17 protein-coding genes are annotated in these 15510 nt (G+C 38.8%); 4 read left to right on the top strand and 13 right to left on the bottom strand.

Features of this window, described 5'->3' with window-relative positions:
* Positions 1 to 242 precede the first annotated feature (242 nt).
* From AC1DEF_RS06530 to AC1DEF_RS06500, 7 genes are all read right to left on the bottom strand, one after another.
* The gene (locus AC1DEF_RS06530) at positions 243 to 1391 is read right to left on the bottom strand and encodes an ABC transporter permease (protein ID WP_097823231.1); all 1149 of its coding nucleotides are present in this window, start codon (positions 1389 to 1391) and stop codon (positions 243 to 245) included.
* Between the two features lies 1 nt (position 1392).
* Positions 1393 to 2499: an ABC transporter permease gene (locus AC1DEF_RS06525; RefSeq protein ID WP_097823230.1), complete on the bottom strand. Its 1107-nt coding sequence runs from the start codon at positions 2497 to 2499 to the stop codon at positions 1393 to 1395.
* Between the two features lie 19 nt (positions 2500 to 2518).
* Positions 2519 to 3457 carry an ABC transporter ATP-binding protein gene (locus AC1DEF_RS06520; RefSeq protein ID WP_043982960.1) on the bottom strand — a complete coding sequence of 313 codons (939 nt, stop codon included), beginning with the start codon at positions 3455 to 3457 and terminating at the stop codon, positions 2519 to 2521.
* Positions 3458 to 3558: 101 nt separating this feature from the next.
* Positions 3559 to 4680, bottom strand: coding sequence for a sensor histidine kinase (locus AC1DEF_RS06515; protein WP_097823229.1), 1122 nt, complete (start codon positions 4678 to 4680; stop codon positions 3559 to 3561).
* 4 nt (positions 4681 to 4684) lie between these two features.
* Entirely contained in the window at positions 4685 to 5341 is a 657-nt protein-coding gene (locus AC1DEF_RS06510; protein ID WP_373692950.1) for a response regulator, read from the bottom strand.
* 149 nt (positions 5342 to 5490) lie between these two features.
* Positions 5491 to 6726: an allantoate amidohydrolase gene (locus tag AC1DEF_RS06505; RefSeq protein ID WP_477727326.1), complete on the bottom strand. Its 1236-nt coding sequence runs from the start codon at positions 6724 to 6726 to the stop codon at positions 5491 to 5493.
* Between the two features lie 299 nt (positions 6727 to 7025).
* Complete coding sequence (locus AC1DEF_RS06500; protein ID WP_013057357.1) at positions 7026 to 7148, bottom strand: hypothetical protein; 123 nt, start codon at positions 7146 to 7148, stop codon at positions 7026 to 7028.
* Between the two features lie 292 nt (positions 7149 to 7440).
* Here AC1DEF_RS06500 and AC1DEF_RS06495 point away from each other — a divergent pair, with 292 nt between their 5' ends.
* Together AC1DEF_RS06495 and AC1DEF_RS06490 are read left to right on the top strand one after the other, a co-directional pair.
* Positions 7441 to 7977: an IseA DL-endopeptidase inhibitor family protein gene (locus tag AC1DEF_RS06495; protein ID WP_014459798.1), complete on the top strand. Its 537-nt coding sequence runs from the start codon at positions 7441 to 7443 to the stop codon at positions 7975 to 7977.
* Between the two features lie 154 nt (positions 7978 to 8131).
* Positions 8132 to 9718, top strand: coding sequence for an MptA/MptB family glycosyltransferase (locus AC1DEF_RS06490; RefSeq protein ID WP_097823227.1), 1587 nt, complete (start codon positions 8132 to 8134; stop codon positions 9716 to 9718).
* 40 nt (positions 9719 to 9758) lie between these two features.
* Here the strand turns inward: AC1DEF_RS06490 and AC1DEF_RS06485 are convergent, their stop codons facing one another.
* A complete protein-coding gene (locus tag AC1DEF_RS06485; RefSeq protein ID WP_255255697.1) occupies positions 9759 to 10178 on the bottom strand; it encodes a GNAT family N-acetyltransferase in 420 nt (139 codons plus the stop codon).
* Between the two features lie 124 nt (positions 10179 to 10302).
* Positions 10303 to 10500, bottom strand: coding sequence for a hypothetical protein (locus AC1DEF_RS06480; RefSeq protein WP_097823225.1), 198 nt, complete (start codon positions 10498 to 10500; stop codon positions 10303 to 10305).
* Positions 10501 to 10544: 44 nt separating this feature from the next.
* Here AC1DEF_RS06480 and AC1DEF_RS06475 point away from each other — a divergent pair, with 44 nt between their 5' ends.
* On the top strand, positions 10545 to 11510 hold the full coding sequence (locus AC1DEF_RS06475) for an aminoglycoside phosphotransferase family protein (RefSeq protein WP_477727325.1): 966 nt from the start codon (positions 10545 to 10547) through the stop codon (positions 11508 to 11510).
* A 17-nt stretch (positions 11511 to 11527) separates the two neighbouring features.
* Here the strand turns inward: AC1DEF_RS06475 and AC1DEF_RS06470 are convergent, their stop codons facing one another.
* The 4 genes from AC1DEF_RS06470 to AC1DEF_RS06455 all read right to left on the bottom strand — a co-directional run bounded on the left by AC1DEF_RS06470 (position 11528) and on the right by AC1DEF_RS06455 (position 14364).
* Positions 11528 to 12523, bottom strand: a complete 996-nt coding sequence (locus tag AC1DEF_RS06470; protein ID WP_097823223.1) for an LLM class flavin-dependent oxidoreductase — start codon at positions 12521 to 12523, stop codon at positions 11528 to 11530.
* Positions 12524 to 12537: 14 nt separating this feature from the next.
* On the bottom strand, positions 12538 to 12822 hold the full coding sequence (locus tag AC1DEF_RS06465) for a DUF3219 family protein (protein WP_251393264.1): 285 nt from the start codon (positions 12820 to 12822) through the stop codon (positions 12538 to 12540).
* Positions 12823 to 12956: 134 nt separating this feature from the next.
* Positions 12957 to 13550, bottom strand: coding sequence for an undecaprenyl phosphate transporter UptA (gene uptA, locus AC1DEF_RS06460; RefSeq protein ID WP_013057365.1), 594 nt, complete (start codon positions 13548 to 13550; stop codon positions 12957 to 12959).
* A 94-nt stretch (positions 13551 to 13644) separates the two neighbouring features.
* Positions 13645 to 14364 carry an endonuclease V gene (locus AC1DEF_RS06455; protein ID WP_097823222.1) on the bottom strand — a complete coding sequence of 240 codons (720 nt, stop codon included), beginning with the start codon at positions 14362 to 14364 and terminating at the stop codon, positions 13645 to 13647.
* 268 nt (positions 14365 to 14632) lie between these two features.
* Between AC1DEF_RS06455 and AC1DEF_RS06450 the strand changes: the two genes are divergently transcribed.
* Entirely contained in the window at positions 14633 to 15508 is an 876-nt protein-coding gene (locus tag AC1DEF_RS06450) for a glycerophosphodiester phosphodiesterase (protein ID WP_097823221.1), read from the top strand.
* Positions 15509 to 15510: the final 2 nt, after the last annotated feature.

Here is a 15510-nt window from a genome sequence, read left to right as displayed (position 1 = left end):
TTTTCCCCCTTTGTTATCTCGCTGACAATCTCTCCTTCCGTACTTTCATGCTGACTTATGTAAGCGATTTCATTTATTTGTGCAAAAAACCAACATGAACTTCGTTTTTCTCCCCTATTTATTCTCTTTTTGTATACCCCTTTCCTCTTTCATTCTAAAATTTCATCTTATATTTTTCAATCTTTTTTTGTAACTTTTTAAAAATTACAAAAAAAGCCAGAGGTATTCTCTGACTTTACCATTTAAATAAACTTTTGAACAGTATTATTTCGATTTAATTTATAAATAGACAGCAGGAAAAAAACAAGTGCAAAAGCTAGTAAAATGCTGATATTTAACCATAGGCTGCTTAAATCAGCTCCTTGTTGAACACTTTTTAACGTACTTAATACCCACGTTTGAGGAAGAAAGTCGGCTATTTTCTGCATCACATCCGGCATAAATTCAGGCGGAAAAAAGCAGCCGGACAGTAAACAAGTTGGCGTGATGATAAGCGTCTGAAGACCATTCGCTGCTTTTGAACTTTCTGTAAAAGCGATAATTACAAGAGACAAGCCGATGGCTACTAGACCAAACAAAACTAAAATGAAAAACAGCTGCCATACGGGAATGTTCATATCTACGTGAAAAAGAGTCGTAATACAAACAAGTGTAATCATTACTTGCAGAGTTAATAAAATCATATTTGTAATAACATTGGATATCACGTATTGCCTTGCGCTAACTGGCGAAGCTAACAGTCTAAAATACGTTCGCTGCTCTTTTTCTTTTGTGATAAGAGCCGATAAATTCACCGCAGAAAAAAGCATAAACATGATTAAATATCCAATTGTCTGCTTGACAATGTTTTGATCGGTTCCTTTGTCTTCAAGGGCATGCGTCGAGACGTGGAATGGCGCTTTTTGATAATTCTCATACATTTGTTTAAACGCCGCATCGTCGCCCTCAGCAGCTTGATTCAGCGAAGAAATATTGTCAATATATTGATACAAATAAGACTTAATAAAGCTCGTTACTTCTGCTCCTTTTATTGAAGTGATTGTAATATGATCTGGTTTGTTCGCTTTGACGCTGTCAGAAAACCCTTTTTCAAAGGTAATAACCGTATCAACTTTCTTTGACGTAATCTCATGATCCACTTCTTTGTCAGTGAGTATTTTAACATTTGTTTTATGCAGCCCTGTTAAAAACTGAACGGTATCTTTTGTAATATCCGTTGAGTCGTGATTGACAACTCCGATATTCACCGAAGTCCCTCCTGCATTTCCATAAATAAGAACGGACATTAAAACCCCTGCAATAGGCAAACCAATAACAAGCACAAGCGTCCTTTTGTTTCTAAGCAGCATATTTCTTAGCATATTTGTGACAAGCCACATGATATTTTTCATGTTATAACCCCTCTCTTTTTCTCAAAAGCACAATTGCTATGCCCAGGAATAAAATAGAGAAGCCTACGTTCAACCCGATAACTGAAAGAGAAGCGCCGATATCATTTGTATAAATCAATTTAATAAGTCCATTATTCATCCAGGTTAAAGGTGATACATTGACGAATCCCTCTCCAGATCCATTTTGAAAATAGGTTCCTCCCACAATACACGACACTTGAATAACAACCATAATAATTGCTCTTGACGCCGCTTCCGTCTTCGTAAGGTAGCTCACTCCTAACCCAAAGCTAATGGCAAAAAGAATCTGTGATACTAACATCAGCAGCACGAGGAGTAAATGATCTCCCCAGTTGGCATCAAAAAAATATTTAGTCGACATAATGACGACTAACACACAAATGGCGTGAACCAAAACAGTACCTAAAATTTTTCCGACAAAAATTTCAGCGGTTTTAACCGGAGCGGCTACTAATCGACTAACTGTATTTCGCATACGCTCTCCTCTAATTAAATAACTCGCTGAGATAGATCCGTACAAAACAATCATAGTTGTCATTGAAATGGCGTAGTAGTCTATTGAATTTGGCTGTTTTTGAGAATGAAGAGATGTTTCTTGAATATAGTCATGCTTAGACGCACGGAGCAGATTATCCACTTGCTGAGGGTTTACTTTAGCCACTTCCATAGCCACATTGTACTTATCCACAAAAGTGCTTAACATACCTTGGACCATGTTGAATTCAATGCTGTTTTCTTCATTTCCGTAGAGATGAATGTCTCCGTCTTTCATTTCTACATAAGCTGTATAGCGCTGCTCTTTTACTTCTTTTTTTCCATTCTGATCTTTTTTCAGCGCTTTAAAGTGAATGCCCGATTTTTCTGCATGGGCAGCAAACTGCTTAAAAACAGCAGATTCTTCATTACTTGTGTCGATTTTATAGAGAACATAACTGTCGTCTATCTTCATATCGTTATTAAAGGCTTGAGACAAAGCTGTTCCTAAAATAAGGACAAGAGCCAGTGGAAAGAGAATCATAAAGATAAATGCACGCTTATCTCGCAGATCACTTTTCATTTCTTTCAAAGCAATTGCAATAATATTCATTCGTTATTCCTCCTTTCTTTTATAGATCTCTTAAACTGCGCCCTGTCAGCGTGAGAAAGACCGTCTCTAAATTAGGGGCTTGTTCTTTAACTGCTTTAATTTCGATATGATGCGTCATTAAATAATGAATGACTTTGTTCAAGTTATTCACTTCGGCGCTTGAATTAATTTTAATGATTCCATCTTCATACGTAACGGCTGTTACGCCTGGAATTTCTTTTAGACCGCTGCAATCTATATCGTCCGCTTCTTTTACTTCAATCCAAATATCTTTTGTATCAGTGATAATAGCTTTCAGCTGCTCTTTTGTTCCTTCAGCAATAATCTTGCCATGATCAATAATCGCAATTTTTGTACATACCTCTTCTACTTCTTCCATATAGTGACTGGTATAAATGATTGTGCTTCCCATTTCATTTAGCTTTTTTACAGATGTTAAAATATAATTTCGCGACTGAGGATCAATGCCAACCGTCGGTTCATCCATAATGATAAGCTTCGGGCGATGAGCAATTGCGCATGCGATATTTAACCTTCTTTTCATTCCTCCTGAAAAGCTTTTCGGATACGCCTTTTGTTTATCTAAAAGCCCTACAAACGCTAAAGCTTCTTCGACTCGTTCGTTAAGAAGTGACCCTCTTAATCCGTAGAGACCTGCAAAAAACTTCACATTTTCATAGGCTGTCAAATCTTCATAAATCGCTAAGTCCTGCGGAACAATTCCAATGTTCATCTTTGCGAAATTTCGGTGTTTCTTTATATTTTTCCCAAGTACTTCAATATCGCCGCTGTTGCTTTGAAGCAGACTAGCTACCATATGAATCGTTGTGCTTTTTCCTGCTCCGTTTGTTCCTAAAAAGCCGAATATATCTCCTTCTTCTACTTGTAAAGACAAATTATCTACCGCAATAAAATCTCCAAATTTCTTTGTTAATTTTTGAATTGATAATACGTTCATCATTTCACCTCTAGTGTGTTGGTATATCCTTATTTTATGAAAAAAAGGCAAACTTACGTCAGTGCATAAGTTCACCTTTTCTCCATGAGAAATCTCATTATTTATGTATGAAGTTTCTCACCTATCGGCAGCAGCGTGGTAACAGAAAACCCGTTTGCCCCGTCAACGATCACCGTTCCGTTAATGGAAGCAGCTCGCTCTTCCATTCCTGCAATGCCAAGGCCTTTTTGAAACAAGTGAGCCCCTTTTCCATTGTCTTTGACTTCTACTTTAACCATTTTATTTAGTACATGAAGCTCAATGGCAATCATCGTTGCTTCTGCATATTTTAAGGCATTCGTAATAGCTTCCGTTATATTTTCATGGATAATTTTCCACTGAAGAGGGGTGATAAGATCCAAATTACCTTTGTATACAAGAGGCATTGCGATACTATGTTTAGCCTCAAATTCACCAATAAATAATTTAAGCCTGCTGATTCCTATTTGCTCAGCGGGAGGCTTTATACTTTTTAACGTTAACCTGATTTCTTCAATGCCTTCTTTCGAAATTGTAATTGCATTTTGAAGAAGAGACAGCGCTTTTTCTTCATCTTGCTTCATTACATGCTTTGCTGCCTCCATTTGAATAAGCGCTCCTGTCATTGAATGACCAATCTTATCGTGAATTTCCTGCGATAATCGATTTCGCTCTTCTAATTTTGAAGCATATTGAGACTGTCTCACATACTCTTTATTTTCATTCACATGCTTTTGCAGCTTTTGCATACTTACTCTCATTTCATCGAGCTTTTGTTCATAATTGATTGTCCTCTTTTGATAGAGAGCTGCTCCTGTATAAATAAAGAAAGTAAACGCAGCGACTAACACATACAGCGCGCTAATGTCAGAGGGAACAAGCAGCATTGGAAGCAACACAATCAGCAGCACCATCCATTTTTTCACGACTGATTCTCCAATAAGCTCACAAAGGTTTAGCGGCAAAAGAAGAAAAAACAAAGGATGAAGTTTATACGCACAATATAGAATAAGGACAATTGAACTAACAATAAACATGCGCTTGAACGCGCTCTTTTTCACAATGGACGCTGCAATATTAACACAGCTGTAAAGAAGCAGTGCTAACACAATAGCTGAAATCGAGTGTACATAATTAAACTGAATGTACGTAATAGCCAAAAACAGTATAAGGATGAGCTTAGTCATCATTAATCCGACTTCCATAGCCCTACTTCCCTTTACCGGTTAAATAGTAAATAGCAATTTGAGTACGGTGCTCAAGTCCCGTCTTACTTAAAATCGAACTAATATAGTTTGCTACGGTACCTTCTGAAATAAAAAGTGTTTTAGAAATTTCTTTATTTGAAAGCCCCTTGGCAATCAGCGTCATAATGCTCGTTTCACGCTCTGTAAACTGTGTCATATCCGCTTTTGACTCGCGCTCAGTTGCAGCGTTTAAACTTGATTTAATTTTATCAAGTACAACATCTTGAAGAACCGTATGTCCGTTGAACACGCTTTTGATCGCGTCTCGAATGCGCTCTGGTTCTGTATTTTTTAACAAGTAGCCTTTAGCTCCGTTTTTTACGGCATCAATAATATATTCATCGTCATCAAACGTAGTTAAAATAAGCGGCTTTGCTTTGGTTGACTCTGAAATAAGCTTTGTAGCCTCTACACCGTCCATAACAGGCATTCTTACATCTAACAATGCAATATCAACGGAATGATTCTTGCAATATTGAACGGCTTCCTGACCATCTTTTAAAGTAGCAACAACGTCGAATTCCTCGTATGTATTTAATATAATTTTCATTCCTTCTCGAATAAACGAATTATCATCTGCAATAATAATAGTAATTTTCATTTCTGTAAGTGAGAACATCTCACTTTTTTTCACATCCTTTTTTCACATCCATCCGGATGCTTCTCATTTATTGTAGCCATAATAAACCAAAAGTTCAATGCGATAGTTCGCAGTCTTTCTAAGCACTAAAAAAGAGCAAACCTCCGCAGGTTTACTCTTTTATCTCATTACTTCTGAGCTAACTTAATCACCGTCTCTAAAAGTACATTTACACCTTTTTCACATTCTTCCCAAGGAGTGAACTCTTCCTCACAATGACTTTTTCCGTTTACGCTCGGTATAAAAATCATAGCCGTCGGAATATAGCTAGCTAAAAACTGTGCGTCATGTCCAGCTCCGCTTACCATTCGCTTGTAGGAATAGCCAAGCGAACGAACCGACTCTTCCACTTCATCGCAAACCGTTTTATCAAACCACACGGTATCGCGACCCCAAAGCTTGGTCACCCGCACTTCGCAGCCTTCTAACAGCTCCGCTTGATCAGGCAGTGATTGAATAATTTTTTCCACAGATGCAATGACATCTTCATCCGTATGTCTCGCTTCAAGCGAAAAAATAACTTTATTTGGAATAACGGTATGAATATTAGGCAGTACGTTCATACGACCCATTGTATAGACTAAATTTGAATCTAATCTGCCGAGCTCATGACGAGCTTCAGCAATCAGGTTATTAGTTGCAAAAAGCGCGTCTTTCCGCATGTCCATCGGCGTCGTCCCGGCGTGATCTGACTCCCCGGTAACTTCAATTTCATAGCATACCATTCCGAGCACGCACTCGACTACACCGATTGATTTGGCTTCTCTTTCTAAAATAGGCCCTTGCTCAATATGTAATTCTACAAATGCCGATGCTTCAGTAAGACGGTTACTCGTATCGCCTTCATATCCGCATGATTGAAGGGCTTGCTTAAACGTCACGCCGTCAACATCTGTCTTCTTCATCATAACGTCTTTTTGAAACTTGCCCGATAAAATACCTGAAGCCATCATGGAAGGCTCAAAACGCGCTCCTTCTTCATTCGTAAAGTTAACAATCATAATCGACACCTTCGGCTTAATATTATGTTCAACCAGCGTCCTTACTAACTCTAACCCTGCAACTACACCGAGGATTCCATCAAACCTTCCGCCTTTTTTTACGCTGTCCATGTGTGAGCCAATCACAACAGGCGGCTTATCTTCTAGTCCTTCAAGCGTGGCGTAAATACATCCAAGGTCATCGATTTTAATGTCCATTCCAAGATCCCGGCAGCATGAGCAAAAATAATCTCGTGCTAAACGGTCTTCTTCTGACAGCGCTAGGCGGGTTACACCGTTATTAGGTGTTCGTCCATAATCGGCAAATCGTTCAAGCGTATTTTTTAACCTTTCTCCATTCACTGCTACTTTTTGTCGTTGCAACTCAACCACTCTCCTCATTATTTGGTTATAAAGTGCGTCTAAGATGCTGTGTTAATGAATATCATTCATTATGACATAAAATAGGCGATATCACTTGAAGTCTGTTAGAACCCCTTCCATTATTTTTATAATGAAAGTGCGCAGTTTGCCTTATGTATCTATTAGCTTCAAAACGTAAATTTCCTGCTTTTTTCTATGAATAATGCACGCGTTATTTATGCATTTTTATTATAAAAATAGCGATAGGTTTTTTTCAAAAAAAAGAGAATTAGTTATTATACTAACTCTCCTCTACATACTTACTTTTTATTTGCTTTCTTCGCAATCGCAATCATTGTAGCTAAAACACCGACTGTAATAATCACAATAGCAATTACAGCAGTGGTAATAATAATTCCTGATGTTACTTCTGAAACACCCATTAGTCTACGTTCTCCTTTTGTGCCTGACCTATTTACCTACATCAGCATACTGGTCGGTTTATTCCTATTATATACGAACTTGTAAAGCGACGAAATATGTGACACATAATTGACATACTGTTTATATGTTTTCTTTTAATTCTACGTTTTATTTAAGAAAATACGGGAATAATTCAAACATATATAAGAAATACTCTTTATTTCTTTAAAGAAGTATTGTAATATAAATGTAACAATTGTAATATTAACAGCATGAATGTTACATATATTTCAATGAATGAGTAGGAGGGAAATGGAAATGAAAAAATTTGGAATAATCTTAGCATCACTTGCTCTTTTCTTTTCACTAAGCACAGGAGTTACAGCTCAAGCAGCATCACAAAATCTATCAACGACTAATGCGGTAAAAATTGCAGCAAACGCAAGCAACCATTTCTGGAATGCACTTCATGGATCTAAAGGTAATTTATGTACTCAAAAAACATTTAATTATAAAGGCACTCAGTACTCATATCTTTGTCAAGATTTTAATACAAAAAGCAAACTAGTAAGCTACTTATCTGAAACGTTTACAAACAGTGCTATTCAAAAAGGATTAACAAATTATCGCTACATCACATATAACGGAAAGCTTGCTCGTCCTGTCGGTGACGGATTCAGCATGCTAGAGTGGAACAAAGCAAAAGCAAAACTAACTTATCAACGTGCCGATGTTCGCTCTTATCAATTTACGGTTCCAACAGTTGACGGAGGAAGTGTAAAACGCACCGTTACATTTTATAAATCTGGTTCACAGTGGAAAGTAAATAAGTTTGATGCTGTACTATAAGCAATATAAAAAACAAGGTCTTCTAAGGCCTTGTTTTTTTATGCTCTCTCTTCCGCTCTTTATTAAAGAAGTTTCACTTTATTTTCACCAACTCCCCTTATAGTATGGAGACACACTACTACTTATTCGATACATTGTCATCGGAGGATTTTATATGAACATACTACAAAAAAGAACGGCTTTTATCGTAATGGCTGCTTTTCTTTTAGCATTTGTTTTCAGTATCGTTTCACTATCACACTATAAAGGAGAAGAACATTTATTTTCGATTCAAGAAAGTCATCAGTTAAAAAAGATTACGAATGGTATATCTGCTCCTGATAATAATTCGAGGGATCATCGTCTTCCTTCAGGAAACGGTTCCGCTTCACCCAGCAATTCCGGAGAACACGTAACGCCTTTTCATAATCTATCTATGGATAACGGTGCCGGAGGTCAAGGAGCTAATAAAGACTATGAAACGCCGCTCGCTCTTTATACGGTGGGCTTTTTTATAGCAGCAGCTTTCGTTTACGGATTATTAAAGAAAAAGAAATGGCATCATTCAATAGGGCATTCTCGCGTTATTTTATGGTCATTACTTGGCACTGGACTATTTATCCGGATTGCGCTGATTCCGTGGGTAGGCTCTCATATGGATGCATCTCTTTTCAAAAACTGGGCATCGGTTGCGGCTAATCATTTTTCAAATTTCTATGCTAAAAGCGGAAGCGATTATCCGCCGTTTTATATTTATATCTTGTTTATCGTTGGGAAAGTTGGCAGTTTACCGGATTTTCAGCAGTATTTTTCGCTGTTGATTAAAATCCCGCCTATTTTAGCAGATGTCGTCACATCATATTTACTCTATCGTTTAGCTCGTAAATACTTGGCACCTTCTTTTGCCTATCTGTTAGCAATTGGGTATTTATTTAATCCGGCCATTTTAGTTAATTCAACGTTTTGGGGACAAGTCGATTCATTTTTCACTTTGCTTATTGTCCTAGCCATTGTAATGATTACGGAAAAAAGAATTTATGCGTCGGCCGTTATTTTTACAGCAGCGGTCTTAATGAAGCCGCAGGCGATTATTATCCTGCCTATTTTGTTTTTCGAGCTCATTCGCCTAAAGCAAGTGAAACATTTCTTCGGCATTGCTTTAACGGCGGCTTTCACTGCTGCTGTGATTTTATTGCCTTTTTCAGCTGGAAAAAGTCCTACGTGGATTATTAATTTATTTTCATCCACCATTGGAGAGTACCCGTATGCCTCTGTTAACGCCTATAACTTTTTTAGTTTAATAGGCGCAAACTATAAAGACAGCTCTGCAACGCTGCTGTTTTTCAGCTATCATACGTGGGGACTTATTTTTATCGTCGCGACGACTATTTTTTCTTGGCTTATTTATATAAAAGGACGCAGCTTTAAATACGCCGCTCTTGCAGCACTTATTCAAATTTCCGGAGTATTTACGTTTTCTTCAAGCATGCATGAACGCTACTTGTTTCCAGCAGCAGCTCTTGCTTTGCTTGCTTATATTTATTTGAAAGACAAAAACTTGCTTTATTTATCCCTTGGATTTAGCATCAGTATTTTTATGAACACTTTTTTTGTTTTATACGGTGACAGCAATATGCAAAACAGTACGTCCTATCCGTTTTCTATGTTTGCTACGTCTATGCTAAACGTTTTGCTTGTTGTTTATTTAGTAAAAGTTGCTTGGAATTTAGTCCAAAAAAGTACGATTTTAAAAACTGCATAATACAAAAAGCTCAGTGAGTATGATTGATCACTGAGCTTTTTTATATAACAAGCGACATGCCTGGCGCGTCTTCTTCTCTTTCTTGAAACCCTAATTTTTTATAAAAATGATGCTTTCCTTTTGCTGCAAACAGCTGAATGGATTCAATTCCGCTTTCTTCGCATTTCGTCAACAGCTCTTGAATAATTTTCTTTCCAAGCCCTTTGTTTTGGTATGTAGGATCTACCATCACGTCGCAAATAAGCGCTTGGTAAATTCCGTCTGAAATCATACGGCCAAATGCAATTAATTGTTCATTATCGTAAATACCGACTCTAAACCAGCTGTTGGCTGCAGCTTCAAACAGCTGTTCTTTTGTATAATTGCCTTTTTTACTTTTATGTAATCCGCTCGCTTCATGCAAAGCTGCAAACTGCTCAAATGACGGAACCTCTTTTTTTATTACGTAAGACACGTTCATTCTCCTCTCAATACCGTTGTTTCTATATTATATTTATACATCAAATAGAATAATAATTCAACATTTTTATCTAGTTATCTTGTTACCCTTTCTCCAAATAAAAAAACTGCCGAACGGCAGTTTTTTAGGCTGGTACTGATTTTTTTCGTTTTTTAAGATCACTTCCTGCAATGATAAGCAAAATGACTCCAAGAACAATCATGATTTTACTCACCGTTTCTAGCCACTCCGGTGCGCTTCCAGCAAGTAAAAGTGAAAACCCAATGATATAAACCGGGAACCCCGCAAGAGCCCAAGGGGATTTCACCTTCTTTTTCTTCATATGTAGGATCTCCTCCTTCTTTACAGATTCTATGTAGACTGTATATGATGAGTTTATCAGAAAAAATTGGAAACAACAAAGGAGACAAACGCATGCATACGTTGCCTCAAACGTTTTGTGATACGATTACTCACCTTCACCCTCATAAAGGTCAAAAGTGGCTAACTGACTTTCCTCAGCTTATTCGCTACTGTGAAGAGCGCTGGCGTATCGACATTCACAGTCACTTCCCTCTTTCTTATCACTTTGTTGCTCCTGCGCGCAAAGCAGATGGAAGCGAACTAGTTGTCAAACTTTTTGTAGAGCCTTCAGAGCTGCTTCATGAGCAAGAAGCACTGACAGCACTAGCTGGTGAAAACACGGTAAAGGTCGTGGACAGCGATGCTGAAAAAGGCATTTTACTGCTTGAAAAGCTATCTCCCGGATGCCCGCTTTCCTCTTTATCAACTAAAGAAGAGGCTGCGTTAATCGCTGCTCGGCTCATGAAATCTCTATGGCGCGTGCCTCCTCACTCGGACTCCACTATTGAAACAGCCGTTAAAAGAGAGAAGCAGCTTCAAACGTGTGTAGAAACATATCCCAAGGGTATTGATTTTCTTTCATCTGAAACGCTTCAACACGCACTTGCCGTTTTCTCTGAATTAAACCGCACTTCTCAGCAGCTTTTTTTGCTTCACGGCGACTTGCATCATGATAACCTCTTACAGTCTGGTGAGGCGTGGAAAATAATTGATCCAAAAGGGTTAATTGGAGAAAAAGAGTACGAAATCATCCCTTTTCTTTTAAATCATCTGCCTAAGATAAACGTGGCAGAGACAATTGACCATCGAATCAATATATTTGTAAAAGAACTGAACGTAAGTAAAAAACGCATTTTACTGTGGGGATACGCTCATTCTGTGCTAGCCACGTGCTGGTTAATAGAGGACAGCCAAGATGCAGCTTCTTTTTTACGTGCTATAGAAGCATTTCAGCACTTATTTGAGTACTATTACGGGCATAAAAAATAAGAGCCGACATTTGGCTCTTATTTTTTGCATTTCTTTGCGACAAGCTCATATGATTTTAATCGGGCAGCCGGATCATGTGTAATGGTGACAAGCATGAGTTCATCCGCTCCGTAGCGTGCTTGAACTTCTTGAAGACGGACGTGTACTTCTTCTGGGTCTCCGATAATCATGGCTTCTTTCATCTTCTTCATTTTTTTCTCTTCTTCTTCCGTCAGCGGATAGCTGGCCGCTTCTTTAATAGAAGGCACACCTTTTGCTTCCATTTTATCCTGCTGAATTTTCCATACGAGTGAGCTCGTTGCGATGCGATGCGCTTGCTCCGTTGTTTCAGCGCAAATGACCGATACAGTGACAATCGCATAGGGCTGATCACCGGTCCGTCTTGGCTGAAATGCCTGTTTGTACTGATCAATAATAGCTGAACCATCTTGTTCACTCATAAACTGTCCAAACGTATAGGCCATTCCGTTTCTAGCGGCGAGCTCGGCACTTTTTTTACTTGTGCCAAGCAGCCAAGGTTCCGGAGAGACAGGAGGTAGCGGCGAAGCTGAAAGCTTTGCGTATTCATGTTCAGCCGGAAATTTATCGTCTAAAAACTGCAGAAGCTCTTTAACAAGTTCAGGCATTTTAAATACTTGCTGCAAGAAGTTATCCGACAGCGCATTTGTTGCTTCAGCCGATCCACCCGGCGCGCGCCCAATCCCTAAATCAACGCGCCCTGGAAACAGCGTTGCGAGCATGTTATACGTTTCAGCTACTTTATACGGCTTGTAGTGAGGCAGCAGCACCGCTCCCGATCCAATTCGAATTCTATTAGTCTGTGCGCCGATATAGCCAAGCATCACTTCAGGAGCCGAACAGGCAAGTCCAGACAAATCATGATGCTCTGCAATCCAGTAGCGTTCATAGCCAAGCTTGTCACCCGCTTTAGCTAGCTGCATTGATGCTTCTAACGCTTCCGCTGGGGTCTGATGGGATGAAACGGGCGATTGGTCAAGTATACTTACTTTCATCACGCATCTGCTCCTTATTCGTTCACTTCAATTAAACTTAATGAAAAATCCCCTACCTGGCCTTTTTCATATAAATTGGTAAAAGACGTAGAGTACTGGTGAATCGTTCCTTGGAAATCGAGATCTTCTTCCGGGACATTTACATGAAAAGTACCTTTATATAAAAGTGTAGTAATATCATGATATTCCTCACTTGTTACTTTAAAATCAACTGAAATTTTTGTTTTGCCTTTTACAATCTCTTGTTCATAGCTGTAAATTTGAATAGGCGTATCATTTAATACAATTTCTTGTACCACGTTAAATCGTCTCCTTTTTTAGTGCGTATGAAAAATAATAGCACTTGAAGAAGTCATGAGCAAATAAAAGAGCTTGTTTTTGTTCATGCAAAAAAAGCATGGCTTTTTGCCATGCTTTTAGTTCAAAAACGATCTTATACGCGCTTTGTACGCGTGCGTTTGAATACGAAATAAAGAACAATAATCACAAATGCCGCAACCACAAACGGAAGCGTATATTTGCTTGCTACGTCTTCAATGTTCGCCCAGTTCTCCCCTAGCTTTCCGCCTAAGTAAATAAATAAAATCGACCAAGGAATCATCGCTAACACGGTTAAAGACGTAAACTTCCAAAACGGCATTTTAGCAATACCCGCAGGAATCGAAATTGCATGTCGAACAACCGGGACAAAACGAGCGGAGAAAACAACGCCCGCGCCGTATTTATTAAACCAGTTTTCCGCAAGATCGATATGCTTATCATGAATGAATAAGTACTTGCCGTATTTTTGAAGAAACGGACGTCCTCCGTAGGCTCCAATCCAATATAAAAACCACTGTGCAATCGTTCCGCCAATAATTCCGGCAATGACTGCTCCAGGAAAACTAATCATGCCTTGAGAAATCATATACCCTCCGTAAGCTAGTACAATTTCACTTGGAATGATTTCAATCATTAAGCCGAGCGCAATACCTAAATAGCCAAGGCTCGTTAAAAAATCCAATATACTCGCAACAAATGAACTCACCTTTAATCACCTTACTCATTCTTTAATAATTTTACACTACTACTATATTCCAACCATCAGTATAAAAGGAAACTATGAACTCACTATGAACAGCTTACTTCCCTGTTGACTGCCGGTACCTTTTCCGCAGCTCATGCGTATGCAGATCCGCTAGGCGGACCGGAATCGGAAGCTTACTTTCTTTTGAAATAAAATGCATCATAAGCTGATATGACATGTCCAAATCAATATAGTTTCCGCACGACAGAAAAATAGGCTTTACCCCTTTGGCTGTCCTTACTACTCTACCATAAACTTCATCATCAATCACAATATCTTCATAAGCGCCCTCTGTATCTTCAGGCATAACGTAATCATGTCCCTTGATCTTTAAATAGCTTTTCCCAATTCCAACGGTAGGTTTATTGAGAAAAAACGAAGCATGTGTGGCTACTCCCATGTGCTCGTAGTGCAAATATCCGTTGCCATCAAATAAAAACACGTCGGGCTCTATTTGAAGTTTTTTAGCCGCTTCAAGAATTAAAGGAAGCTCTCGAAAAGCTAGGAATCCAGGAAGATAAGGAACGGTTACTCCTCCTACACTGTGCACTTTTTCTACAACGTTTTTCGTCTGATAATCAACCACTACAATGCTGCAAGCTCCGTAAGATATGCCGTTTTCTTCCCAATACGCAACATCAACACCAGCACAGTTATGTATATGCGTCATTTTGACCCGTGATGTTAAATCAATTTGTGCTTTTAGCTTTTGCTGAAGCGTCCGGCACTCCTCTTTCGTTTGCATCGTAAACGTATGTATGTACTGAATATCTATGTTCCATTCCTTTCATTGACTGACTCACCTATTATACAACTATTTTCTAAGAAATTCCTATTCTTTTTTTCACACCTTTTATTATAGCGCTGTTTCCTTAACGTTTGATTAAAATCCCTATTCGTTTACGCATTTTTTGTAAACATCGCCATGAAAAAATCCCTATTTTTCTTTACGAAATGTCAACGCTTTCTACACACTTTCTCTATATCAGCATCACATTTTTTCGTTACGCTATTTCTATACCAACGCATAGGAGAGAAACGTGATGAAAAAATATTTAGCTGGTCTAAGCGTAGTCGCCTTATTATGCTGTTCGATTGCTTCTTCTGCTTTTGCACGCACGGAAGAAAAACTCACAAATATCGCGCACCGAGGAGCCTCTGCTTACGCACCTGAAAATACAATGGCTGCTTTTCACCAAGCGCTAGAAATGAATGCGGATTACATTGAACTTGACGTGCAGCAAAGCAAAGACGGTGTACTCGTTATTATGCATGACCGTACCGTAGACCGAACGACAAACGGAAGCGGACACATTCGAGAGTTAACGTACGCGGAGCTTCAGCGCTTGGATGCAGGAAGCTGGAAAGACAATTCATTTGCGAATGAAAAAATTCCAACTCTTTCACGAGTGTTAGATGAATTTCAAGGAAAAATCGGTATATTAATAGAGTTAAAAGCCCCGGAACTTTATCCTGGAATTGAAAAAAAAGTAGCTTTTGAAATCAACAAGCGAAAGTTCGATCACGTTATCATTCAGTCTTTTAACGTTTCATCCATGAAAAAGATGCATGAGCTTCTCCCAAACGTTCCTATAGGCATACTAACTTCTTCAGAGCGAGATACAAACCCAAACTCAATTCAGCAATTCGCTGACTTTGCCACTTACTTTAACCCTTCCTATGACATCCTAACGCCTGCTCTTATCCACCAAGTCCATTCTGCCGGAATGAAAATATCGCCGTGGTCTGGAACCAAGCGGCTTCCCGCTTCATTTTTGTGGAAAACAAAAAGTGACGGAGTGATTACGAATTATCCCGATGAAGTGAATTGGGTGCAAACATCAAGTGCTATCGGACAACAGCTCGAAAAAGGAAGCGCACGCCGAGTAATTACACTCGCCGTCAAACTGTGGCCATAGTT

The sequence above is a fragment of the Priestia sp. 10L35 genome, assembly GCF_056395685.1.
The sequence above is the reverse complement of the archived record's forward strand: the minus strand, read 5'-3'. Positions and strand labels throughout refer to the sequence as shown.

Excerpts from the sequence above, each read along its gene's own strand:
- AC1DEF_RS06495 (WP_014459798.1), top strand. The coding sequence starts at position 7,441 with ATGGAAATGAAAAAATTTGGAATAATCTTAGCATCACTTGCTCTTTTC.
- AC1DEF_RS06450 (WP_097823221.1), top strand. The coding sequence starts at position 14,633 with ATGAAAAAATATTTAGCTGGTCTAAGCGTAGTCGCCTTATTATGCTGT.
- AC1DEF_RS06470 (WP_097823223.1), bottom strand. The coding sequence starts at position 12,523 with ATGAAAGTAAGTATACTTGACCAATCGCCCGTTTCATCCCATCAGACC.
- AC1DEF_RS06485 (WP_255255697.1), bottom strand. The coding sequence starts at position 10,178 with ATGAACGTGTCTTACGTAATAAAAAAAGAGGTTCCGTCATTTGAGCAG.
- AC1DEF_RS06490 (WP_097823227.1), top strand. The coding sequence starts at position 8,132 with ATGAACATACTACAAAAAAGAACGGCTTTTATCGTAATGGCTGCTTTT.
- AC1DEF_RS06525 (WP_097823230.1), bottom strand. The coding sequence starts at position 2,499 with ATGAATATTATTGCAATTGCTTTGAAAGAAATGAAAAGTGATCTGCGA.
- AC1DEF_RS06520 (WP_043982960.1), bottom strand. The coding sequence starts at position 3,457 with ATGAACGTATTATCAATTCAAAAATTAACAAAGAAATTTGGAGATTTT.
- AC1DEF_RS06510 (WP_373692950.1), bottom strand. The coding sequence starts at position 5,341 with ATGTTCTCACTTACAGAAATGAAAATTACTATTATTATTGCAGATGAT.
- AC1DEF_RS06475 (WP_477727325.1), top strand. The coding sequence starts at position 10,545 with ATGATGAGTTTATCAGAAAAAATTGGAAACAACAAAGGAGACAAACGC.
- AC1DEF_RS06480 (WP_097823225.1), bottom strand. The coding sequence starts at position 10,500 with ATGAAGAAAAAGAAGGTGAAATCCCCTTGGGCTCTTGCGGGGTTCCCG.
- AC1DEF_RS06515 (WP_097823229.1), bottom strand. The coding sequence starts at position 4,680 with ATGGAAGTCGGATTAATGATGACTAAGCTCATCCTTATACTGTTTTTG.
- AC1DEF_RS06500 (WP_013057357.1), bottom strand. The coding sequence starts at position 7,148 with ATGGGTGTTTCAGAAGTAACATCAGGAATTATTATTACCACTGCTGTA.
- AC1DEF_RS06530 (WP_097823231.1), bottom strand. The coding sequence starts at position 1,391 with ATGAAAAATATCATGTGGCTTGTCACAAATATGCTAAGAAATATGCTG.